The organism is Paludisphaera sp. (genome assembly GCF_037189885.1).
GTDB lineage: Bacteria > Planctomycetota > Planctomycetia > Isosphaerales > Isosphaeraceae > Paludisphaera.
On sequence record NZ_JBBCIR010000039.1, the window covers coordinates 59,846 to 82,461 of the forward strand.

The window sequence follows — 22,616 nt, forward strand, 5'->3', positions numbered from 1 at the left end:
CGAGGGGGGAAGGGGTCTGATCCCACGTCTTCCCCCCTCGCGGGGGAGGACAGACCGCGAAGCGGTCAGGAGAGGGGGACGACACGCGCGAGGGCCGGCGGAGTTTCCGGTAGGCTTATCCGAGCGGCTCGGGAGCCCCACGGCCGTCTCGCTTGTCGTCCCCCTCATCCGGCCCTCCGGGCCACCTTCACCCGCGAGGGGGGAAGGGGTCTGATCCGACGTCTTCCCCCCTCGCGGGGGGGGCGGTCCGCGAAGCGGTCAGGCCGCTCGGCGGCCCGGCTCACGCTCGGCGATCCTTCCACGTCTTGAGCGCCCACCCCGCCGCGAGGCCCAGGCCGAGCCCGGCCAGCGCGTGGACCATCGGATGGGGCACGTCGCGAGGGGTGAAGACCACGCCTTGCGGGCCGAAGATGGCCGGGTGGCCCACATAACGGCCGTGGCCGGGGACGGTGTCGCGCTTGAAATCGACCGCCAGGGCCATCAGCGCGTCGCGCAGTCCCTGGCCCCGCATCGGGACGCCGTGCCCGGTCGCGGCCACCTCGGGCTCCAGCGCGGCGAGCGTCTCCACGGAGCGGCGGGCCAGCTCCCAATCCTGGGTGAAGTAGGCGGGAGGGCCGTTGACCTCCGGGCGCTGGGTCAGCACGCAGAGGGCGGATTCCTGGCGGGTGGTCACGAACGCGTCGCCGACGATCAGCGTCCGATCGGCGTCGCGGAAGAACGAGACGTGGCCGGGGGAGTGTCCCGGCGTGGCGATCCAGCGCCATCCGGGCAGCTCGGGGATGGAACCGTCGGCGGGCAAGGCATGGGCCCTGGCGTCGACGTCGACCGGCCCACGCGGGTAGAGCCACGAGAGGGACGCCATCATGCCGCCGCCGACGGTCGGGTCCGGGGGCGGGTACGAGTCGCGGCCGGTCAGGTACGGCATCTCCAGGTCATGGGCGTAGACCGGGGCGTCCCACCGCTCCGCCAGGGCCTCCAGCGCCCCGACGTGGTCGAAATGGCCGTGCGTCAGGAGGATCGCCGACGGCCGCGCGCCGCGCCCGAAGCGCTCGGCGGCGGCCTCGACGATGGAGCCCAAATAGCCGGGCACCCCGGCGTCGATCAGCACCCAGCCGCGGTCGCCGGCCCCCTCGGGCCCGACGAAGAACAGGTTGGCGATCCCGGCGCGCAGGTAGGCGACGCCCGGGGCGAACTCTCGGGGCCACGCCCGCCGGCTCCCGCTTTGGGCCGCCACGTCTCGCACGGCTGTCTGGCTCATCGAAGGGCTCCCGGTACATGGGGCGAGCGACGCTCGCGTCTCGGTCCGACTTCAGACGAGCCGGAGCAACCCATGTGCCGGCGGGCGTCGGGCGCGCGCCTCAGAATTCCATCCGGTTGAACGCCTTGATGCCGATCCGCAGCGGGATGATCGTGGCCGCCGCCCCGAGGGCCAGGCTGCCCAGCGCGGCCGCGGTCAGCCAGAACCGCAGGTCGCCGCGCGACAGGATGATCCGCGCCGACTCCGGGTTCTCCTGCCCCGCGAAGTACAGGTGGCAGGGGATCGCCAGCGCCGTCACGACCGTGAAGATGAACACCAGGCTCACCAGCAGGTTGAACGTCCCGCCGAACCCCGCGGCGATCTTCGACGGGTCGGTCTCGCGCAAGTTCGGCAGCCGCGCCCCCAGCCCCACGCTGATCCCCGAGAGCCCCAGGCACAGGACCGCGATCATCACGACGTGAAGCGCGATCATCCACGGGTTCATCTTCAGCATGAGGTCCGACAGGATGACCAGGAACTCGGTGGAGATCAGCGAGATCCCGGCCGAGAACGCGAACTTGCCCCAGAGGATCTGATCGCGCCGCAGCGGCAGGAGCCCCAGCGCCCAGAAGTTCCGCCCCTCCAGCGAGAGCAGCGGGAAGATGAACCGGCTGGTGAACGTCGAGAGGATCAGCGCCGTCACCGAGAGGTTCAGGAAGCTGACGAGGTTCCGCCAGTACGGGCTCTGCGACCCGTAGCCCAGCCGGGGGATGTTCAAGAAGTAGAACGCCAGCAGGCCGAAGAAGATGAGGAACTGCGACCACTGCGTCGGGTCGCGCAGGAACGTCCGCAGATCCTTGAGGATCAGCAGGCGGATCGGGTGGGGGAAGAAGAAGAAGACGCGGTGGAACGCGGCGTCCATGAGCAGGAACCCGCGTCGCTTGCGGCTGGAACGGCCCCCCTGGACGCGGCTGTAGCCCCGGCGGTAGAGGTCGCGGGCGAGGACCGCCGCCACGAGGTAGGCCAGCCCGGCGTGGGACGACAGCATCATCAGGTAGTACGACGCCGTCTTCCATTCCCCCTTAGCCGCGGCCATCAGCCCGGCCGACATCCATCGGCTGGGCCAGAGGGGGTGCTGGGAGAACGCCAGCCGATTGAGGATGCCCCCCAGCCAGTCCCCCGACAACGCCTCGCCGGGGGTGCGCCAGATCCGCCAGCCGACGTAGGCCGCCGCCGCGATCCCCGCGAGCGTCGTCAGCGTCAGCACGGCCTTCTCGCGCTTCGGGAAGACGTTCGCCACCACGAGCGCCACGATCGCACCCAGGCTCGACGGGATGAGGACGAAGACCGTCAGGAAGGCCATCGTCAGCAGGTAGAACGCCAGGGGCGCGCCGGCCTCGCTGGACGGGCTCGCCTTGATGGTCAGGCCGTAGGCCACCAGCAGCGGGCTCCCCAGCAGGAAGAACGCCCACGACGAGAACCCGATCGCCTCCACGAACTTGTGCGCGAAGATGCGATCCGCCGGCGCGGGGGTGGTCAGCAGGTACGCCGCCTCGCGCGACCGGAAGAGCGCCGTGTAGACGATGATCCCGTTGGAGAACAGGAGCATCGCCAGCAGCGACAGGAAGAACATGCTGAAGAGGTACTCGACGATCATGTTGGCCAGGTCGACGTACCCCGCGATGAACTGGAAGCTCCCCAGGAACAGCAGGAACAGCCCCGCCCAGAAGACGGCCGAGCAGAACACGATCATCGACGCCCGCAGGCGCGAGTCGGCCACCATCACGCTCAAAGTGTTGCGTAACTGCCGCCTGCGCAGCCAACGGAGCGATCGGGCGACGCGGCCGTCGTCGGTCCTGGTCGGGGGGGCGGGGGCGGCGAGGGGTTCGGGGAGCGCCATGCTCATGGAGTCGCCTCCAGCCGGGCGCGGGCGACGGAGCTGACCGCCCTGGCGACGTCGTGGTCGGTCAGCTTGAGGAACAGGTCCTCCAGGCTGCCGTCGTGCCGGGACTGCGAGCGCAGCTCGGCCAGGGTCCCGACGGCCAGCATCTTGCCCCGGTTGACGATCCCGATCACGTCGGCCAGTTCCTCGGCGATCCCCAGCAGGTGGATCGACATCAGGACCGCCGCGCCGGAACGCGCCTGCGACACGAACATGTTCTTGACGATCCGGGCGCTGCGGGGGTCCAGCCCGACCAGCGGCTCGTCGACGATCAGGACCTTCGGCTCGTGCACCAGGGCCGAGGCGAAGACGACGCGCTGCTTCATCCCCTGCGAGTAGCCCTCGCACAGGTCGTCGATGAACTCGGCCATCTCGAAGGTGTCGATCATCTCCTCGATGCGCGCCGAGCCGGTCGCGCGGTCGACGCCATACATCTCGACGATGAACCGGAGGAACTCGCGCCCGGTGAGCTTGTCGTAGAGGTAGGGCTGATCGGGGACGTACCCCAGCAGCCGTCGCGCGCCCTCCGAGCCGGCCGGGTGGCCGCCGACCAGCACCTCGCCCTCGCTGGGGCGGAGGAGGCCGCAGATCATCTTGATCGTCGTGGTCTTGCCCGCGCCGTTGGGCCCCAGGAAGGCGAACAGCTCCCCCGGCCGGACGGTCAGGTCGAGGCCATCGACGGCGCGCTTGGTCCCGAACGACTTGCCGACTCCGCGCAGCTCGATCATCGTCCCTCCTCTCGCGGGGGCTCGATCACGGGCTTCGGCGCCCCCTCGGGGAGCCGTTCCAGGACCATCTCGACCATCGGGATGGGCACCTGCTGGCGGAGGATCACCCCGTCGAGGGCCACCCAGGTCCGCGCCTTGATCGGCCCGGCGGACTGGACGACCTCGAACGCGCTGACGGCCTCGCCGTTCCAGTCGATCAGCGTCCGCTTCTCCACCGACACCCGCGCCGAGTCCACCGCGCCGGTCAGCGGGTTGACCACCCGCGCGTCCCAGCGCTGGCCCACCTGGAGCCCGGGCAGGCGGTCGAGCGGTCGGAGCGAGTCGTAGACGACCCCCTTGGACTCGTACGGGAACCGCATCCGGCGGTTGAGCAGCGAGGCGGCCCCGCGCGCGACGACCTCCATCACGCCGTCGTCCACCTTCCCCTCGACGGTCAGCAGCTTCTCGCCCATGCCGGCGGCGGCCACGTCCATCTCGAACGAGCGGAGGTCCCCCCTGGGGGAGACGTCGTACCGGCCGTCGATGGTCAGCCGGGCCCCCACGCCCCCGGCCAGCGGCGTCCGCCACAGCAACGCCGAGGAGTCGATCTCGACGTGGCTGGTCATCTCGTAGCCGCCGTCCTCGACGCGCTCGGAATCCGTCGTCGCCCAGCCGACCGTCCGGCGCGCCTCGGGCTTGCCGCGGTCGTCGATCACGTCGATCGACCACGTCACCGGCCCCGGGTTCGTCCCCGCGGCCGACGCGATCGCCCTCATGTCCGGCGGGTAGCCCAGCGTCAGCTCCGGCAGCACTTCCCACGTCAGCAGCAGGAACGCCGCGATCGACCAGTAGATCAAGATCCCCAGCGAGACCAGCCGCGACGGCATCGCCCAAGCCCTCCCGACATCGCCCCGGAAGCCCGAACCCGTCCCCGCCTTCATGCTAGGCCACGAGGCCGCCGAAGGACAGTCCCGGCCACGAGCCCCGCCGGATCTTACTTTTGTCGGACGTCAACATCATACGCGCGCGGGGCGGGATCGGCGAGCCCCGACCTACGGAATTCGGACCCGGCCGCCCGGCGGGCGCGGCTCAGGCGATCAGCTCGCGGACGACGCGGGCGGGGTCGACGCCGGTGAGGCGGACGTCGAGGCCCTGGTACTTGAACGAAAGCCGGGCGTGGTCGATGCCGCAGAGCGCGAGGATCGTGGCGTGCAGGTCGCGGACGTGGACCTCGTCGTGGACGGCGCGATAGCCAAGCTCGTCGGTCTCGCCGTACGTGACGCCCCCCTTGATGCCGCCGCCGGCCAACCAGGCCGAGAAGGCCAGGATGTGGTGGTCGCGGCCGGTCCCCTGCCCCATCGGCGTGCGGCCGAATTCGCCGCCCCAGATGACCAGGGTGTCGTCCAGCATCCCGCGCCGCTCCAGGTCCTTCACCAACGCCGCGCAGGGCTGATCAACGTCCTGGGCCGCGCGGGTCATGCCGCTCTCGATGTTGCCGTGGTGGTCCCAGGCGCGATGGTAGAGCTGGATCATGCGGACCCCGCGCTCGGCCAGGCGGCGGGCCATCAGGCAGTTGGACGCGAAGCTGCCGTCGCCCGGCGTCTGGACGCCGTACTCGTCCAGGACCGACCTCGGCTCGTCGGCGAAGTCGGTCAGATCCGGGACGCTCGCCTGCATCCGGAACGCCATCTCGTACTGGGCGACGCGGGTCTGGATCTCGGGGTCGAGCCGGTCGGCGGCGAGGATGCCGTTGAGCCGGTTGACCTCGGCGATCGAGGCTTGCTGGGCGTCCCGGTCGACGCCCGGGGGGTTGGCGATGTAGTGGACCGCGTCCCCCTTCGACTGGAACTGGATCCCCTGGAACTTGCTGGGCAGGAACCCCGCCGACCACTGCCGCGCCGAGACCGGCTGCGCGCCCGTCGCCCCGACCGAGGTCATCACCACGAACCCAGGCAGATCCTCGGTCTCGGCGCCCAGGCCGTACAGGAGCCACGAGCCCATGCTCGGCCGACCCTTCTGGATCGACCCGCTGTTCATGAAGGCGTGCGCCGGGTCGTGGTTGATCTGCTCGGTCGACAGCGACCGCACGATGGCGATCTTGTCGGCGATGGTGGCGATGTGCGGGAACAGGTCGGAGATCATCTGCCCCGACTCGCCATGCGGGCGGAACTCGCAGAAGGGCCCGCGCGCGATCAGCTCCTTGTTCTGGAGCTGCGCGAGTTGCTGACCCTTGGTGAACGACTCCGGGAACGGCTTGCCGTGCAGGTCCCTCAGCCTCGGCTTGTAGTCCAGGCTCTCGAACTGCGACGGCCCGCCGGCCATGCAGAGGTGGATCACCCTCCTGGCCTTGACGGGGAAGTGGACGGGCCGGACCACGCCGCGCCAGGCACCGGGGCTCGCAACCGCGTCGTCCTCGCCGGCGCGGGCCGCGCGGTGGATGGACGGGTCGAGCAGGCCGGCGAGGGCCAGCGATCCGATCCCGTAGGCCGAGTTCCGCAGGAACGCCCGGCGCTGGAGGTTGGTCCGCCAGGCGTCGAAATCGGTGGGCATGTCGGGGGCCTCAATACCGGGTGATCGACTCGTGGAGGTTGAGCACGACTCGGCAGGTCATCGCCCAGGCGGCCGTCTCGGCGTCGCCGGTCGCGGGGGCCTGGCCGACGCTCAGCAGCTTCCCGGCCTCCGCTGGATTGTCGCGATAGAACCGGCGGCGACCTTCCAGGAACTCCAGGAGCGAGGAACGCTCGGCGTCGTCGGCCGGGCGGGCCAGGACGAGGCGGTAGAGCAGGTCGACCCGCGCCGCGTCGTCCTCCGGGGTGTCGGCGAGCACCCGGCCGGCGAGCGCCCGCGCGGCCTCGACGAAGCTCGGGTCGTTCAGGAGCGTGAGCGCCTGCTGGGGCGTGTTGGCGACGTTGCGGGCCGGGGTGCACTCCTCGCGCGCCGGGGCGTCGAAGTTCGCCAGCATCGGGTGCGGGAATGTCCGCTGCCAGTGCGAGTAGACGCCGCGACGGTACTGGAGGTCGCCGGTGCTGGCGATGTAATCGCGGTCGGGGAACTGCAAGTTCGCGTAGTAGCCGGCCGGCTGATACGGATAGGCGCTCGGGCCGCCGAGATCCAGGTTGAGGAGGCCGGCGACCGAAAGCGCGTTGTCGCGCACGAATTCCGCCTCCAGCCGGCGGGGCGACATGAACGCGACCCACCGATTGTTCGGGTCGACGTCCTTCAATTCCGGCCTGCCCTTCGAGTCCTGGCGATACGCCGACGACTCCACCATGAGCCGGACCACGTGCTTGACGTCCCAGCCCGATTCGCGGAACTCGACCGCCAGCCAGTCCAGCAGGTCGGGATGGACGGGCCATTCCCCCTGCCCCCCGACGTCCTCCACCACGGAGCTGATCCCGACCCCGAAAAACTGCTTCCAAAGCCGGTTCACGAAGACGCGGGCCGTGAGCGGGTTCTCGTCGGCGGTGATCCAGCGAGCGAGGTCGAGCCGGTTCAACCGGCGGCCGGTGGGGACCGATTCACGCGGGAGGAAGTGGGGGATCTCGGGCTCCACGACCTCGCCGGAGCGGTCCAGCCAGTCGCCGCGCGGAAGGACGCGCGTCTCCATCGGCTCGGCGGCGCGGACGATCGTGCAAAACGCCCGGCCGTCGCGACAGGCGAGGATTTGCTGGGCAACCTCCCGGACGGCTCGCCACGTTTCCGGATCGGTCGCGACGCTGCGGGCGTGCTGGGCACGGGTTGTCTTCGCCGCGTCCGAGGCCGAATCGGACCCGGCCGCCACCGCAAGGATGGCCGCGCGGACCTCCGGCGTCACGTCGCCGGTCGGCGCGCCGTCGGGGCCGATCCCGATCGGCGAGAACGACACCCGCACCCGACCGGCCTGCGGGCTCTTGACCTCGACGGTCAGCGTCCGGCCCTCGCCCAACTGGACCGGCGCGTCCAGGCACCAGACGGCGGCGTGGGGCTGGTCGGCCTCCTCCTTCGACGTCCGCCAGCCCGACAGGATGCCGAGGATCTCATCCCCATTGAAGTAGCGCGGGCTCTTGCGGTCGGCGTCGGCCAGGTGGAAGGCCAGCGGCCGGCTCTCGCCATCGATCGTCGCGACGAGGGAGACGGTCGCGACGTCGGAGCCGTCGCGGGCGACCTTGCCGCCGTGTCGCTCGTCGGGGAGCAGTTCGACGCGAATCCGCGAGACCCATCCGGGGGCCGTCGCCTGGAAGCGGAAGCGGGTATCGGGGCCCTTGGGCCTGGCCTTGGACTTGGCCGCGTCGGTGACGAGCAGGCCGCCGTCGGGGAGCGTCTCGACGCCATCCCCGGCCTGGGGGGCGAGCGGGGCCCAACCGGTCTCGTGAGCCTTGAGGAGTTCGGCGGTCGGCCCGACCCAGCGGAGAAACGTCGCCGCGTCCGGGAACTCCTCCCCGACCGCCGCGAGCTTGCGCCGCAGGTCGTCGCGACGGCGGATCAGGTAGGGGCTCTCGACCTCGATCTCGGGAGGGAACGGGTGGTCGTTGGACCAGCCCCTCAGCTCGGGGTTGGGCGTGTAATCGTAGTCGTGATAGACGCCCCACTGCTTCACGTCGGCGAAGAACGCGGAGAGGGTGTAGAAGTCGCGCTGGGAGATCGGATCGTACTTGTGGTCGTGACACTCGGCGCACCCGAAGGTGGAGCCGAGGAAGGTGAGTCCGACGGTCCGTGCGCGGTCGGCCGCGTACTTGGCGAGGTATTCGCCGGGCTGGGCGCCCCCCTCTCGGGTCATCATGTTCAGGCGGTTGAAGCAGGTGGCGACGATCTGTTCCGGGGTCGGGTCCGGGAGCAGGTCGCCGGCCAGTTGCTCGGTCGCGAACTCGTCGAACGGCTTGTTGGAATTGAATGCGTCGATGACGTAGTCGCGATACGGGAAGACGCGCTGGCCCTGGTCGCCGTGGAAGCCGACGGTGTCGGTGAAGCGGGCCAGGTCCAGCCAGGCGACGGCCATCCGCTCGCCGTAATGGGGCGATTCCAGGAGGCGGTCGACCAGCTTCTCGTAGGCCCTCGGGTCGGAGTCCTCCTCGAACGCGCGGACCTCCTCGGGCGAGGGCGGCAGGCCCAGGAGGTCGAGCGACAGGCGGCGGATCAGCCGTCGCCGCGGGGCCTCCGGGGATGGCTCGACGCCGTTGGAATCGAGCGAGGCCAGCAGGAAGGCGTCGATGGGGTTGGAGACCCAATCCGGCCGCGAGACCTCGGGGACGGGCCGACGCGAGGGGGGGACGTAGGCCCAATGGTCCTGGTATTCGGCCCCCTGGGCGATCCAGTCCTGAAGCGTCCGCTTCTGGGCGTCGGTGAGATCCTTGTGTGCGTCGCGAGGCGGCATGACGTCCGCGTCGTCCTCGCTCAGGATCCGCATCACCAGCTCGCTCATGTCGGGCTCGCCGGGGACGACGACGCTGTTCCTGAGCGCGGCCTCGCGGACGTCCAGCCGGAGCTTCGCCTTGCGCTGGCCCTTGTCCGGCCCGTGGCAGGCGTAGCAGTGTTCGGAGAGGATCGGCCGGACGTCGCGGTTGAACTCGATCCCGGCGTCCTGGGCGTCGGCCGGGGGGGAGAAGGTCAGGCAAGCCGCCGCGAGGCCGGAGAGGAAGGCGCGTCGCAAGGTCGATCCCTCCGCGAGGGGGATGATCGAAGCGGAAGTCCGGGCAGGGTGCAATACGCGCCATGATACTTGGACGGCGAGGCGGCCGAAACCCCCGGGGCATCGCGGGCACGCCGAGGCGCCCCGGCTCAACCGCGCCAGGAGGCGTAGTCGACGGCCGCTTCGTAGGCGGCGTTCAGGCGGACCATGACGGCGTGGTCGCCGCCGCGGTCGGGGTGGGCGCGGATGGCGGCGCGGCGGTAGGCGGCCTTGATGTCGTCGAGGGAGGCGGCGAGGGGGAGTCCCAGGACGGCGAAGGCGGCCGGCCCGCCGCCGGACTCGGCCCAGTCCGCCGCGCGCCGACGCGCCCGGTCTTGCTCCTCCTCGCGCTCGCGGCGGCGGAGGATGTCGTCGGCGTGCTCGGAGACGCCGGCGATCACCCCGCAGAGGAGGAACCGCCGGCGCGCCTTGCGGTCCGACAGGACGTCGGCGGCGTTCGCCTTCCAGCGCGCGGCCAGCTCGACGAGACGGGGGTCGGTCCCCAGGCGTTCGAGGAACGCGGCCTCGGCCTCGTCGCGGTCGCGGAACTCGCCCAGGTGCAGGACGATGCGGCTGCGGATCCGCTTCTTGGGCCGGTGCAGCTCCACCACGACCCAGATGGTCCGGCCGTCCTGGGCCTCGGCCATGAGCATCATGGCGCGAGACCCCGGCGGGGGGCGGCCTTCATGGTCAAGAATCCACGAGGGCCGGCCCGTACAACTCCTCCGACTCGGCGTCGTGAGCCCCGCCGGTCTGGCTGTCCTCGATCCGCATGCCGTAGAAGCTGCGGTGGATGAAGACGAGGGCCACGACGGCGAACGCCGCCGCCAGCCCGACGCGGGCGCCGAAGGAGACTCCCTGGGCCAGCTCGACGGCCAGCAGGCCGAACAGGGTGGCGAACTTGATGATGGGGTTCATCGCCACGCTGCTCGTGTCCTTGAACGGGTCGCCGACGGTGTCGCCCACGACGGTCGCGGCGTGCAGCGGGGTCCCCTTCTCCCGCAGGTCGGTCTCCACGATCTTCTTGGCGTTGTCCCACGCGCCGCCGGCGTTCGCCATCGAGATCGCCTGGAACAGCCCGCTGAGCGCCAGGCCGATCAGGAAGCCGATGAAGAAGTACGGCTCGACGAACGCCGCGGCCAGGGTGACGAAGAAGACCGTCAGGAAGATGTTGAACATGCCGAGCTGCGCGTAGCGGGTGCAGATCGCCACGACGCGCTTGGAGTCCTCGACGCTCGCCTTGGCGGAGCTGTCGAGCTTCATGTTCCGCCGGATGAACGAGACCGCTCGGTACGCGCCGGTGATCACCGCCTGGGTGCTCGCGCCGGTGAACCAGTAGATCACCGCCATGCCGAAGATCAGGCCCAGCAGGAACGGCGGGTGGAGGATCGAGAGGTTCTCGATCAGCTCCGGCAGCAGGACGAGGTCGCCGGCCGCGTCGCGACCGCCGACCAGCTCGACCACGATCGAGAAGATCATCGTCGTGGCGCCCACGACCGCCGTGCCGATGAGGACCGGCTTGGCGGTCGCCTTGAACGTGTTGCCGGCGCCGTCGTTCTCCTCCAGCAGCAGCTTGGCGCGGCCGAACTCGGGGTCGAAGCCGAAGTCGCGGCGGATCTCCTCCTCGATGCCCGGCTCCTGCTCGATCAGCGACAGCTCGTAGACGCTCTGGGCGTTGTCGGTGACCGGGCCGTAGCTATCCACGGCGATCGTGACCGGGCCCATGCCGAGGAAGCCGAACGCCACCAGGCCGAACGCGAAGACCGCCGGCGCGAGCATCAGCCCCGGGGGGAAGAACAGGCTCACGGCGTAGGCCATCGTCATCAGCCCGGCGATCACCACGCCGCCGACCCAGAACCCCGAGAAGTTGCCGGCCGTCAGCCCGGACAGGACGTTCAGCGACGCGCCGCCCTCGCGGCTGGCCGTGATCACCTCCTTGACGTGGGCCGAGCTGGTGGAGGTGAAGACCTTCGTCACCTCGGGGATGACCGCGCCCGCCAGGGTGCCGCAGCTGATGACCGTCGCGAGCTGCCACCAGAGGTTCGGGTCGTCGGCGACGTTCGGGATCAGGACGAAGCTGGCCGCGTAGGTCGCGGCGATCGACAGCAGGCTCGTCACCCACACCAGGCCCGTCAGCGGGATCTCGAAGTCGAAGTGCCGCAGGTGGACGAATCGCCGCCGCGCGATCGCCTCGTTCACGAAGTAGGCGACGCCGCTGACGGCCACCATCAGGATCCGGATCGCGAAGATCCAGACCAGCAGGTCGACCTGGACCTCGGCCCGGGGGACGGCCAGCAGGATGAAAGTGATCAGCGCGACGCCCGTCACGCCGTAGGTCTCGAACCCGTCGGCCGTGGGGCCGATCGAGTCGCCCGCGTTGTCGCCGGTGCAGTCGGCGATCACGCCAGGGTTGCGCGCGTCGTCTTCCTTGATGCCGAAGACGATCTTCATCAGGTCGGCGCCGATGTCGGCGATCTTGGTGAAGATCCCCCCCGCCACCCGCAGCGCCGCGGCCCCGAGCGACTCGCCGATGGCGAAGCCGATGAAGCACGGCCCGGCCAGCTCGCGCGGGACGAACAGCAGGATGCACAGCATCATCAGCAGCTCCACGCTGATGAGCACCATGCCGATCGACATCCCCGCCTTGAGCGGGATCGAGTAGCAGAGGAACGGCACGCCCCGCAGGCTGGCCATGCTGGTGCGGCTGTTGGCGAACGTGTTGATCCGGATGCCGAACCACGCCACGAGGTAGCTGCCGGCGATCCCGATCAGGCTGAACGCCAGGATGACCGGCACCTTCACGCTCGGCGGATAGTTGCGCAGGCCCGCGCCCGGCGGGTGCGCCTCGTGGCCCGAGAGGAAGCCGAAATAGGCGACGATCACCGCGGCGATGAACGCCCAGAGGATCAGGATGAACTTGCCCTGGTGCAGGAGGTACGTCTTGCACGTCGCGTAGATCAGCTCGCTGACCTCGCGCATCGAGCGGTGGACCGGCAGGCGTTCGAGCTGCCGATAGAAGATCAGCCCGAAGGCCAGCCCCAGCGCGCAGACGAAGAGGCCCCCCGCCAGCAGCGACCAGCCAGTCACCTGGCCGCCTAGATAGGCACGAGACGCGAGGTCGGGGAGGACCAGGTTGGCCTCGCCCGCGCGGGCCTGGACAGGCAGGGACATCACGGTGACGGCCGCGAGGGCCGTCCCGGCGAGCCAACGTCGTGTATTCGCCATATTACTTCGAATCGTCCGGTTCGGAGAGGTCGACGACGGCCCGCCGTTTCATGTGGCGGGCCGCCCGCTCGAAGGAGCGATCGAGCGATTATGGCGATGGCCCCGGCCCGACACAAGCGGCCAAGATGAAAGAATTTTCGTCGCGCCGGCCGCCTCTCCGTCAACTCCCGACCGTCAGTCTTCCTGGAGTTGCCGCCCGGTGTCCTCCATCGCCCCGCCGGCCGCTTGCTTGGCCTCGCGGGCCTTGTCGGCGACGGCCTGGCCGGCCTCCTGGGCCTTGTCCTTCGCGGCGGCCCCCATCTCCTGGGCCTTATCCTTCGCGGCGGACCCGATTTCCTGGGCCTTGTCGGCGGCGGCGCGGCCCGCTTCCTTCGCCTTGTCTCCCGCGGCCTTGGCGGCGTCGGCGGCCTGGTCCTTGATCGAATCGGACATCGTCATTCCCCTTGTTTCCATGGGACGCGCCTCCGACGGCCCCGGCCCCCCGCGGGACGATTCGAGCGCGCCGGCGTCGCGTCCGACCGCCGATCAAGGAAGCAAAGCCCGCGCCGATCGTCGCCGCGCTGGCCAGGCGGCGGTCGGCCGATGACGGGCCGCCCTCGATCCTGGTAGCCTGGCGCCATCGGCCCCGACTTGTTTCGGACCATGAGAGGGGGGCGGGCGGTGGAAGGGATCCTGACGCGGGCGTACTACTGGCTCTCCGCCGAGCTGACGACCATCCTGGGCTTCGTCCTGGGCGTGGTCTTCGTCGCCTACATCCTGAGGCAGAAGCGCTCTCCGGCGAGCACGCTGGCCTGGCTGATGGTGGTGGTCCTGACTCCATACGTCGGCGTGCCCCTGTACATCCTGTTCGGCGGGCGCAAGGTGAACCGGATGGCGGCGGGCAAGGCGCCGGTCTACTCGGCGGTCGCCCCGCGCACGGCGCCGGCCCTCGACTCCAACGCCGAGCGGCTCCTGCGCTCCTACGGCGTCCCCGAGGCCAGCGGGGGGAACGTCGTGGACGTCCTGGAGACCGGCGAGGAGGCCTTCGGTCGCATGCTGGAGGTCATCTCGAACGCCCGCGAGACGGTCCACGTCACCACGTTCATCCTGGCCGGCGACGAGGCCGGCGGCGCGATCCTGGGAGCCTTGACCCGGAAGGCGGCCGAGGGCGTCAGGGTCCGCCTCCTGCTGGACGACGTCGGCTCGTGGCGGCTCAGGCGACGCGAGTTGGCACCCCTGGTGGCGGCGGGGGGGAAGGCGGCGTTCTTCATGCCGATGCTCCACCTCCCCTTCCGCGGCCGGGCGAACCTGCGCAACCACCGCAAGCTGGTGATCGCCGACGGTCGCGAGGCCGTCGCCGGCGGGATGAACCTGACCTCGGACTACATCGGCCCCCTGCCCGACCCCGACCGCTGGCGCGACCTGGCCGTCTCCGTCGCGGGACCCGCCGCGGCCGACCTGGACGCGCTGTTCCGCTCGGACTGGAAGTTCGTCACGGGCGAGTCGGTCCCCGCCCCGCGCCCCTCCCGGGCCCTCGTCCCGGCCCCGACCCCCGCCGGCAACGCCGAGGGCGGCCGGGTCCAGGTCGTCGCCAGCGGCCCGGACGTCGACGGGGACCCGCTCTACGAGTCGATCCTGTCGCTGATCTTCTTCGCGAGGCGACGCGTCTGGATCGTCACGCCGTACTTCGTCCCCGACGAGATGCTCCTGCGCTCCCTGGTGCTGGCCACGCGACGGGGGATCGACGTCCGCCTCGTCATCCCGAGGCGATCGAACCACCCGATCACCGACTACGCCCGCGAGGCCTACATCCGCGAGCTGCACGAGGCGGGCGCCGAGGTGCTCCTCTACCGGCCCTCGATGCTCCACGCCAAGGTCATCCTGTTCGACGACCGGCTGGTGGCGGTCGGCTCGGCGAACATGGACAACCGCAGCATGTTCCTCAACTACGAGGTCGCGCTCTACCTCTTCGATGAGGCCCGCGCCGCCGACGTCGCCCGCTGGATCGAGCTGCTGTCCGCCGGCTGCACGGTCTACGAGCCCCGCCCCGGCGGCCTCCGAGAGATCGCCGAGAACGTCGTCCGGCTGTTCGCCCCCCTACTCTGACGCCAGGGACGCGACGTGCTGGGTCGATCGGGCGATCAAGGGATGTTACTCCCGCGGGGGCACGTGGCGCGCTTGGTCGGGACCGGCGTCGATCCTGAATCCAATCAATTCCGCCTCGAACGTTCCTCGTCAGCGGGCGAAAGTCCGTAGGGCGTCATCCGCGACATCCCCCATCGCCACGTCGAGCGGATAGTCGTCATCGCCGCCCGCCAGCCTTGACGGGCGCCCCCCAAGCCAGGTTCGTTCTGGCCGTCGCGCGACGGGAGATCATGCGTGGATCGATTGATAGCGAAATTACTCAACAAATTGACGATCAATATGATGAAAAAGCTTGCGTTACGTTGATTACAGGCTACCGTTGCTGTTTTCCGTCATCTCCCACACGAGATCGTCACTCCAAGGAGAGTCCCATGCTGGCCGTCGTCGATAGCAAGCGGCCCCAATTCGCGTGTCGTCGATCGGCTACCGGTCGCTCCCGACTCGGCGGCCGTCGGCATAGGAAGCTCATCCCCGGGCTCTTGGAGCCTTTGGAGTCTCGGGTCTGCCTGTCTTCTTACTACCAGTACGATGTGCTGGCCCGGACCGGGCAAGGCGGGCTGGTGAGCATCGAGCCCGTCGCGTCGATCAACAACGTCGGCCGGACGGCCTTCGTGGGGAGCACCAGCGCGGGCCAGAGCATCCACGTCGTGGACACGGCCGCGGCCGGGCCCAGGATCATCAGCTTCCCCAACCCGAGCGCCACGAGGACCTACGGGCGCGAGCTTCAGATCAACGACTCGAACCGCGTCGCGGCGATCGACACCACGACCGTCGGCTCCGCGAGGCTCGCGAGGTTGTGGAATTCGGACACGCCGGGGGCCAATACGATCATCGCCAGGTCGTCGATCCCTCGCCTCATGCCCTCGCATTTTGACGATCTGGGCAACTTCGCCAGCTCCACCAACGACGGCCGGCTCGCCTTCGCCGGGCTCGAGGTGCCGGCCTCTGGGGAAGCCTTCTGGGAGGTTTATCTGGACGACGAGTTGGTCGACAGGCGGGATGCCTCCAACACCGTGCCGGAGGTGGCGCAGATCGGCGATTCGACGCCTGCGTTCTTCCGGGTGAAGGCGGCCGACGGGGGAAAGGTCGTGGTCGCCAACCGTCAGGACGGGACGACCTCGATCCGCTTGTACAGCATCGACGGTGCTCGGTCGTCCGTCTCGATCGCCTCGACGGGGGCGGGGTTCACCCGGCTCGGGATCCGGCCGTCGATCAGCGACGACGGCAACATCGTCGTCTTCACGGGCGATCGCGGGAATGGTTTGGGCGTCTTCGCCAGCGTCCAGAAGTCAAACGGCTCGCGCGAGCTGGTGCTCGTGGCCGGCGAGAACGCGACCACTCCGCGCGCCGAGCTGGGACGCGACCGCCCCCCGGGAGGCGACGGGCAGGCGCAAGGCCAGCCGATCTTCTTCACCATCGACACCGCGGACATGGATTCGAGCGTATCCGTGACGAACCCGGGGGGCGGGCCGGTCGCGCCCGGCGACAGCTTCATCGTCTCCTTCCTGGCCACCCCCAGCGAGGCCAGCCTGCCCGACCCGGTGACGGGCGTGACCTTCACGGCGAACAAGGGCCTCTGGACCACCCAGGTCTACGCCGATCCTTCCGTCGCCAATCCGAACGCCATCGCCTTCACGACGAGCGTCGGCGTGCCCGTCGTCCAGGTCGGCGACGTCATCGGCGGCCTGACGATCCAGACCATCTCTGTCAGCGACGCCCTGGCGACCCCCCGGGTCGCCGCGGACGGGAGCGCGCGGGTCGCCGAGCCGTCGGACCACCTCGTCGCGTTCACGGCCATAACGAACGGGGGCACGATCCTCGTCCGCGCCGGCCACTACGGGATGACAGCGGCCGAGCTGCGGGAGATCATGGGGACGAACCTCGCCCTGGCCGACGCCGAGAGGTTCATCGACGCCTTCAATCGGACCTTCCTCGAATCGGCGATCACGACCCCCAAGCGGCAGGCGGCCTTCCTCGCCACGGTGGGGCACGAGTCCGCGGGCCTGACCGACTGGACCGAGAACCCGACCACCACCCGCCCCGTGGGCGACACGGTCGTCCGCAACAACGTCGTGTGGACCGTCTATGAGAGCGACGTGACGAGCTATCGGATTCGGAGGCCCCTGGCGAACGGCACCTTCGCGACAAAGTTGATCACCGTGACCGGCCCCAACTTCGAACGCTACGACAACCAGCAGGGCAACGGGCCTAACGAGGGGCGATTCTACTTCGGCCGGGGCCCGCTTCAGATCACCTTCAGAAACGCCTACGCGGCCGTCGGGACCTTCCTCGGGATCAACTTGACGTCCAACAACGGATGGGAGCTGCTATCGGATCGGGCCAATCGGCCCGACGTCGGCATCCGCGCGTCGGGATGGTTCTGGTCATCCTACAAGCGTTCCTCCAGCATCGCCCGGTGGGGCGTCAGCCTGAACGCCGTCGCGGATGGGGTCGCCCCGACGGACGACGCGGCGCTCCCGAACACCTTCGTCACGGCCACGACCAACGCGCTGAAGGATCAGGCCATCCGCCCGCTCAACAGCGTCCAGGCGGTCAACGCCAAGATCGCCAGGGTCATCCAGGGCGGGTATGAATCTCATCTGGACCAGCGACTCATCCGGTTCCGGCGGGCGCTCCGCTCCCTGGGCCTGAGGAACAATTGATATCGGCGGTCACCAAACCATCGACCGAGAGGATTCCAGATGCATGCACTTCGATTCGTTGTATTGCTCGCCTCCGCGACCCTACTCGCGGGATCGGCGAGGGCCGAGTTCGTCCTGGACGTTCAGGGGACCGCGACCAGCGACGGGGCTGGCGGATACCTATACACCTACACCGTTACCGGAGACTCCGCGAACACCCTGTACGGCTACTATTTCTCGATCGACGTCCCCGTCGAGATCGAGGCTTACGACATCTCCGGGCCCGAGGGCTGGTTGGTCGCGTACGAGTATGGGGTCTCGGAAAAGGTCGTCTGGGATACCAACGACGGTTTCGCCCTCCTGTACCCGGGCGACGCCCTGGAATTCTCGTTCCGGAGCCGATCCGCGCCTGGCGCGACCGGTTATCTAGGCGTGGGCGCCGACGATTTCTTCGAGGAGTTCGGCAGCCACGCCGGCCAGGTCGTCGGGCCCGGCGGGACGACGGCCGTCCCGGAGCCGGCGAGCCTTTCGCTGCTGGCTCTTGGGGCCGTCGTCGCGGCCTGGCGGATCCGGGCGGGGCGTCGTTCGCCGGATTCGTGACGCCCGGCGGCCTCGCGAATGGCGCCCGCCCCGGACCCCGCCGCCAGGAGGGGCCGCGGGGGCGGGGCGCGGCGTCACGCCTCGGTGACGAGGTCCGCGATACCGCTCTCGTCCTCGGGGCCGGGCGTGTCGGACTTCACGATCAGGGCCCGGAGCAGCGGCGGCGCGAGGAACGTGGTGACGACGACCATCAGGGTGACGGCGCCGAAGAGGGCCTCGTCCAGCACCCCCTTGGCCAGCCCCATCTGGGCGAAGATCAGGCCGACTTCGCCGCGGGGGATCATCCCGACGCCCACGATGCGGCGGTCGCCCTTGAATTGCGGCGCGGCGTAGCCGGCGATGAACTTGCCGATCACCCCCACGACGACCAGCATCACCCCCACGCCGATCGCCCGGCCCGCGCCCGGGACGCGCGGGTCGAGGGCGGAGAGGTCCACCATGGCGCCGACGGCGACGAAAAACAGCGGCACGAAGAAGTACCCCAGCCTCGTGACGTCGCGCTCGATGTCATGACGCTTGACGGTCCCGGCCAGCAGCAGGCCGGCCGCGAACGCCCCGATGATCGGGGCTGATCCGGCCAGGTCCGCCAGCCAGGCCAGCGCCAGCGCCAGGATCATCGCCAGGCTCATCAGGCCGCCGGGAAGGTCCAGGCGGTCAACCTGCTTGACGATCCAGGGCACGATCAGCCGGCCGAGCAGCAGCGCCCCGGCGAGGAACCCGAACGCCTTCAACGTCACGATGCCCACCATCGACGCCGACGCCTCGCCGCCGTCGACCATCCCGGCCACCACCGCGAGGATGATCAGGCCGAGCACGTCGTCGATCACCGCCGCGCCCAGGATCACCTGCCCTTCCTTCGAACTCAGCCGCCCCAGGTCCGAGAGGACCCGCGCCGTGATCCCGACGCTCGTGGCCGTGAGCGTCGCCCCGGCCATGATCGACTGGATATTGGTCAGCCCCATCATCCGGCAGCCGGCGTACCCCAGCCCGAACGGCGCGACGACGCCGACGATCGCCACCAGCGCCGCCGCGCCCCCCACCTTCATCAGCGACGCCAGGTCGGTCTCCAGGCCGATCGCCAGCAGCAGCACGATCACGCCGAGTTCCGCCAGCAGGTGGATGGTGTTGACGTGCGGGTCGACCAGGCCGAAAACCGACCCCCCCACCACGATCCCCGCCAGCAACTCGCCCAGGACCGCCGGCTGGCCGATCCGTTGCGCCAGCACGCCGCCGATCTTCGCGGCGGTGAGCATCACGACCAAAATCGCAAAGAATTGCGAAGGCTCCAGATGTTCCATCCTAACTCGACTCCAGGGTTCCAAAGGCTCGACGGTCCTGGCCCGGCCGATCGAGCCCGGCCGGGGGGTCCAACATCATGCCCCACCCCGGCGGCCGAGATGGCATCGCATTGTAAACACAACTCCCATCCGCGTCAAAGAGATACGTCCGATCCGCCGCCCGATCTGGGTGCCGAAATCCGTAGCTCCTGGGCCCTCCCGGACAAGTGAACATTCGGACCAATTGCATTTTCCTTCTGGATGAGGGAGGGGTATTTCGCGTACCATTTCCCTCGGACGCGGGCGCGAATTTCCAAAAGCGGTGGAGCAGCGGCGGCGCCGGCCGACCGGGCGCGGAGCTTGCGCCCGTCGGGGCCGCCGGCCGAAGGTTTGGGATCCGCCGCGAAGACGCCTCGATCCAAGGGACGCGAGCAGCGAACACGATGAAGAGACGGGACGACATCCGGAACGTGGCGATCATCGCGCACGTCGACCACGGCAAGACGACCATCGTGGACGCGATGCTCCGCCAGTCCGGCCAGTACCGGGCCTCGCAATTGCAGGGCGAGCGGATCCTCGATTCGAACGACCTGGAGAAAGAGCGCGGGATCACGATCCTCGCCAAGAACATCGCCATCAAGTACGGCGACGTCAAAATCAACATCATCGACACGCCCGGCCACGCCGACTTCGGCGGCGAGGTCGAGCGCACGCTCCAGATGGCCGACGGCGCCCTGGTGCTCGTCGACGCCTTCGAGGGGCCGATGCCCCAGACCAAGTTCGTCCTCCGCAAGGCGTTCGAGCGGCAGATCCGCCCGATCGTGGTCATCAACAAGATCGACCGCCCCGACGCCCGGCCCGAGGAGGTCCTCAACGAGATCTTCGACACCTTCGTCGAGCTCGGCGCCAGCGAGGAGCAGGCGGAGTTCCCCTACATCTTCGCCTCCGGCCGCTCCGGCTTCGCCTCGGACGACCCGAAGGCGACGACCGGCGACATGCGGCCCCTCTTCGACCTGATCCTGGAGAAGGTGCCGGGGCCCGAGGTCGACCTGGACAGGCCGTTCAGCATGGTCTGCACCACGCTGGACTACTCCGAGTACGTCGGCCGGATCGCCATCGGCCGGATCGCCACGGGGAAGGCCAGGAGGGGCCAGAAGGCCAACCTCATCCAGCGCGAGTCGACGTCCACCGGTTCCATCTCCGGCGTTCTGGTGTTCGACAAGCTGGGACGGGTGGAGGTCGAGGAGGCCGAGGCGGGCGACGTGGTCGCGATCGTCGGCCTCTCCTCGGTGGAGATCGGCGACACCATCGCCGCCACCGAGGTCACCGAGGCGCTTCCGCGCATCGAGATCGGCGAGCCGACCCTGAGCATGCTGTTCACGGTCAACGACTCCCCGCTGGCCGGCGAGGGGAAATACCTGACCAGCCGCCACATCAAGGACCGCCTGGACCGCGAGCTGGAATCCAACGTCGCCCTGCGGGTCGAGCAGGCCGAGGATCTCGACGCCTTCAAGGTCTCCGGCCGCGGCCTCCTGCACCTCTCCGTCCTGATCGAGACGATGAGGCGAGAGGGCTTCGAGCTGTCCGTCGGCAAGCCCGAGGTCATCATCAAGAAGATCGACGGCGTCGACCACGAGCCGTACGAGTACCTGGTGGTGGACGTCCCGCACGAGCACATTGGCCCCGTGATGGAGCTGGTGGGGGGGCGTCGCGGTGAGATGAGCCGGATGGACGTCAAGGGGGCCTACGCCCACCTGGAGTTCCTCATCCCGGCGCGGGGGCTGATCGGCCTGCGGAACCGCCTGATCTCGGCGACGCAGGGCGAGGCGATCATGCACCACAACTATCACGAATACCGCCCGTTCAAGGGGGAGATCCCCTCGCGGGCCAACGGCGTGATGATCAGCATGGTCCGCGGCCAGGTCGTCGCCTTCGCGTTGGACAACCTCCAGCAGCGCGGGATCATGTTCGTCGCCCCCGGCGACGACACCTACGAGGGCATGATCATCGCCGAGAACGCCCGCGACGACGACATGGTGGTCAACCCCTGCAAGGAGAAGAAGCTCACCAACATGCGGGCCTCGGGCTCCGACAAGAACATCCTGCTGAAGCCCCCCCGCGAGCTGACCCTGGAGATCGCCCTCGAATACATCGAGAGCGACGAGCTGGTCGAGATCACCCCCTCGAAGATCCGCCTCCGCAAGAAGCAGCTCACCGAGGAAGGCCGCAAGCGCTCCAGCCGCTCCGGCAAGAAGGTCGGCGTCTGACCCCGGCGCGATCGGCAACCATCGAGCGGCGTCGCCTCCCCGGCGACGCCGCCCCTGCCTTACGCCCCCAACCACGTCCGCCAGGGGCTGGAGTCGGAACGGCCTCTAGATCGAACGCGACCACCCACGACCGGGATGTTCGTCGCCCCGTCACGCCTCCGCCGACGCCATCTCCTCGGCCGTCGCGCCCTGGGCGGCTCGCATGTTGCGCAGCTTCTGGTGGAACAGGATCTCCAGCCGGTTGTTGCGCAGGGCGATCTGCGTCTCGCGGAGGAGCTGGATGCAGGCGGCGAGCATCAGGCAGACGCCGATGATGGCCATGGTGGTCGGGATGAACAGCAGCGCGCCCCCCAGGAGCGTCACCAGGGCGACGGTCAAGCTCGTGCCGACGAACATCGCCATCGCCGAGTACAGCAGCGTCAGCGCCGTGCGGATCCGGTCGCTGCGGCGCACCATCCGGTCGAGCTGCACCGAGACATGGACCAGCCGATCCGCGAGGTAATCCACGTCCTTCGCCCCTCGGCTCAGGTCGTCCCCCTCCACGTTGAGCTGACGGATCCTGTCCACGATGCGGGACATCCGGTTCGACGTCGAGATGATCAGGGAGCCCGTCGCCGTCATGAACAGCGCGGGGGTGATCATGGCGGACAGCGTCTCGTAATTCTCGGGGAGGATGGGCATCGGCCTGGACCCTGGGGCGAAAGCTGGCAACCGTGGGATGCGCGGCGGGGCGCGGCGCTTCATTATAGGACCCGGTCGCGACGGCCCACGGTTCGCGCCCGGACCCAACTCCGTGGACCCGATCCGCCCCCGTCACCCCCTCGGGAATTTCGTCGGCGGCCTGGAAATTTTCCTTCGTCGCAAGCTTCATGATTAAAATCACTTGCGGCATCTCGCCGGGCGGCACGCGCGAAAAAGCGCCGTCGATCTCTCTACAAGGGCGTTTTGTGT

15 protein-coding genes are annotated in these 22,616 nt (G+C 69.2%); 4 read left to right on the forward strand and 11 right to left on the reverse strand.

The window, feature by feature from the left end; all coding sequences use genetic code 11:
• Positions 1-280 precede the first annotated feature (280 nt).
• The 9 genes from WG209_RS13195 to WG209_RS13235 all read right to left on the reverse strand — a co-directional run bounded on the left by WG209_RS13195 (position 281) and on the right by WG209_RS13235 (position 13,187).
• A complete protein-coding gene (locus WG209_RS13195; protein WP_337175516.1) occupies positions 281-1,258 on the reverse strand; it encodes an MBL fold metallo-hydrolase in 978 nt (325 codons plus the stop codon).
• Between the two features lie 100 nt (positions 1,259-1,358).
• A complete protein-coding gene (locus WG209_RS13200; RefSeq protein ID WP_337175517.1) occupies positions 1,359-3,143 on the reverse strand; it encodes a hypothetical protein in 1,785 nt (594 codons plus the stop codon).
• Complete coding sequence (locus tag WG209_RS13205) at positions 3,140-3,907, reverse strand: ABC transporter ATP-binding protein (RefSeq protein WP_337175518.1); 768 nt, start codon at positions 3,905-3,907, stop codon at positions 3,140-3,142. Before WG209_RS13205 ends, WG209_RS13200 begins: the two co-directional genes overlap by 4 nt.
• Complete coding sequence (locus WG209_RS13210; RefSeq protein WP_337175519.1) at positions 3,904-4,773, reverse strand: hypothetical protein; 870 nt, start codon at positions 4,771-4,773, stop codon at positions 3,904-3,906. Before WG209_RS13210 ends, WG209_RS13205 begins: the two co-directional genes overlap by 4 nt.
• Before the next feature lie 202 nt (positions 4,774-4,975).
• Positions 4,976-6,436, reverse strand: a complete 1,461-nt coding sequence (locus tag WG209_RS13215) for a DUF1501 domain-containing protein (protein WP_337175520.1) — start codon at positions 6,434-6,436, stop codon at positions 4,976-4,978.
• 10 nt (positions 6,437-6,446) lie between these two features.
• Positions 6,447-9,512: a PSD1 and planctomycete cytochrome C domain-containing protein gene (locus WG209_RS13220; RefSeq protein WP_337175521.1), complete on the reverse strand. Its 3,066-nt coding sequence runs from the start codon at positions 9,510-9,512 to the stop codon at positions 6,447-6,449.
• Positions 9,513-9,640: 128 nt separating this feature from the next.
• The gene (locus tag WG209_RS13225; protein WP_337175522.1) at positions 9,641-10,186 is read right to left on the reverse strand and encodes a DnaJ domain-containing protein; all 546 of its coding nucleotides are present in this window, start codon (positions 10,184-10,186) and stop codon (positions 9,641-9,643) included.
• A gap of 34 nt (positions 10,187-10,220) precedes the next feature.
• Positions 10,221-12,755: a sodium-translocating pyrophosphatase gene (locus WG209_RS13230; RefSeq protein ID WP_337175523.1), complete on the reverse strand. Its 2,535-nt coding sequence runs from the start codon at positions 12,753-12,755 to the stop codon at positions 10,221-10,223.
• Positions 12,756-12,929: 174 nt separating this feature from the next.
• Positions 12,930-13,187, reverse strand: coding sequence for a hypothetical protein (locus WG209_RS13235; protein WP_337175524.1), 258 nt, complete (start codon positions 13,185-13,187; stop codon positions 12,930-12,932).
• A gap of 228 nt (positions 13,188-13,415) precedes the next feature.
• On the opposite strand from WG209_RS13235, the gene cls reads away from it, so the two are divergent.
• The 3 genes from cls to WG209_RS13250 all read left to right on the forward strand — a co-directional run bounded on the left by cls (position 13,416) and on the right by WG209_RS13250 (position 18,121).
• Positions 13,416-14,840 carry a cardiolipin synthase gene (gene cls / locus WG209_RS13240; RefSeq protein WP_337175525.1) on the forward strand — a complete coding sequence of 475 codons (1,425 nt, stop codon included), beginning with the start codon at positions 13,416-13,418 and terminating at the stop codon, positions 14,838-14,840.
• 599 nt (positions 14,841-15,439) lie between these two features.
• A complete protein-coding gene (locus tag WG209_RS13245) occupies positions 15,440-17,542 on the forward strand; it encodes a hypothetical protein (protein WP_337175526.1) in 2,103 nt (700 codons plus the stop codon).
• A 39-nt stretch (positions 17,543-17,581) separates the two neighbouring features.
• Entirely contained in the window at positions 17,582-18,121 is a 540-nt protein-coding gene (locus WG209_RS13250) for a PEP-CTERM sorting domain-containing protein (RefSeq protein WP_337175527.1), read from the forward strand.
• Positions 18,122-18,195: 74 nt separating this feature from the next.
• On the opposite strand, the gene WG209_RS13255 is transcribed toward WG209_RS13250, so the two are convergent.
• A complete protein-coding gene (locus tag WG209_RS13255) occupies positions 18,196-19,374 on the reverse strand; it encodes a cation:proton antiporter (protein ID WP_337175528.1) in 1,179 nt (392 codons plus the stop codon).
• Positions 19,375-19,841: 467 nt separating this feature from the next.
• On the opposite strand from WG209_RS13255, the gene typA reads away from it, so the two are divergent.
• A complete protein-coding gene (gene typA / locus WG209_RS13260) occupies positions 19,842-21,665 on the forward strand; it encodes a translational GTPase TypA (RefSeq protein WP_337175529.1) in 1,824 nt (607 codons plus the stop codon).
• A 150-nt stretch (positions 21,666-21,815) separates the two neighbouring features.
• On the opposite strand, the gene WG209_RS13265 is transcribed toward typA, so the two are convergent.
• On the reverse strand, positions 21,816-22,346 hold the full coding sequence (locus WG209_RS13265) for a DUF2721 domain-containing protein (protein ID WP_337175530.1): 531 nt from the start codon (positions 22,344-22,346) through the stop codon (positions 21,816-21,818).
• Positions 22,347-22,616: the final 270 nt, after the last annotated feature.

Bases quoted from the DNA above. Each gene is read 5' to 3' on its own strand.
- WG209_RS13210 (WP_337175519.1), bottom strand. From the start codon at position 4,773: ATGCCGTCGCGGCTGGTCTCGCTGGGGATCTTGATCTACTGGTCGATC.
- WG209_RS13230 (WP_337175523.1), bottom strand. From the start codon at position 12,755: ATGGCGAATACACGACGTTGGCTCGCCGGGACGGCCCTCGCGGCCGTC.
- WG209_RS13235 (WP_337175524.1), bottom strand. From the start codon at position 13,187: ATGTCCGATTCGATCAAGGACCAGGCCGCCGACGCCGCCAAGGCCGCG.
- WG209_RS13250 (WP_337175527.1), top strand. From the start codon at position 17,582: ATGCATGCACTTCGATTCGTTGTATTGCTCGCCTCCGCGACCCTACTC.
- WG209_RS13265 (WP_337175530.1), bottom strand. From the start codon at position 22,346: ATGCCCATCCTCCCCGAGAATTACGAGACGCTGTCCGCCATGATCACC.
- WG209_RS13205 (WP_337175518.1), bottom strand. From the start codon at position 3,907: ATGATCGAGCTGCGCGGAGTCGGCAAGTCGTTCGGGACCAAGCGCGCC.
- WG209_RS13200 (WP_337175517.1), bottom strand. From the start codon at position 3,143: ATGAGCATGGCGCTCCCCGAACCCCTCGCCGCCCCCGCCCCCCCGACC.
- WG209_RS13255 (WP_337175528.1), bottom strand. From the start codon at position 19,374: ATGCTCACCGCCGCGAAGATCGGCGGCGTGCTGGCGCAACGGATCGGC.
- WG209_RS13225 (WP_337175522.1), bottom strand. From the start codon at position 10,186: ATGATGCTCATGGCCGAGGCCCAGGACGGCCGGACCATCTGGGTCGTG.
- WG209_RS13195 (WP_337175516.1), bottom strand. From the start codon at position 1,258: ATGAGCCAGACAGCCGTGCGAGACGTGGCGGCCCAAAGCGGGAGCCGG.
- WG209_RS13215 (WP_337175520.1), bottom strand. From the start codon at position 6,436: ATGCCCACCGATTTCGACGCCTGGCGGACCAACCTCCAGCGCCGGGCG.
- typA (WP_337175529.1), top strand. From the start codon at position 19,842: ATGAAGAGACGGGACGACATCCGGAACGTGGCGATCATCGCGCACGTC.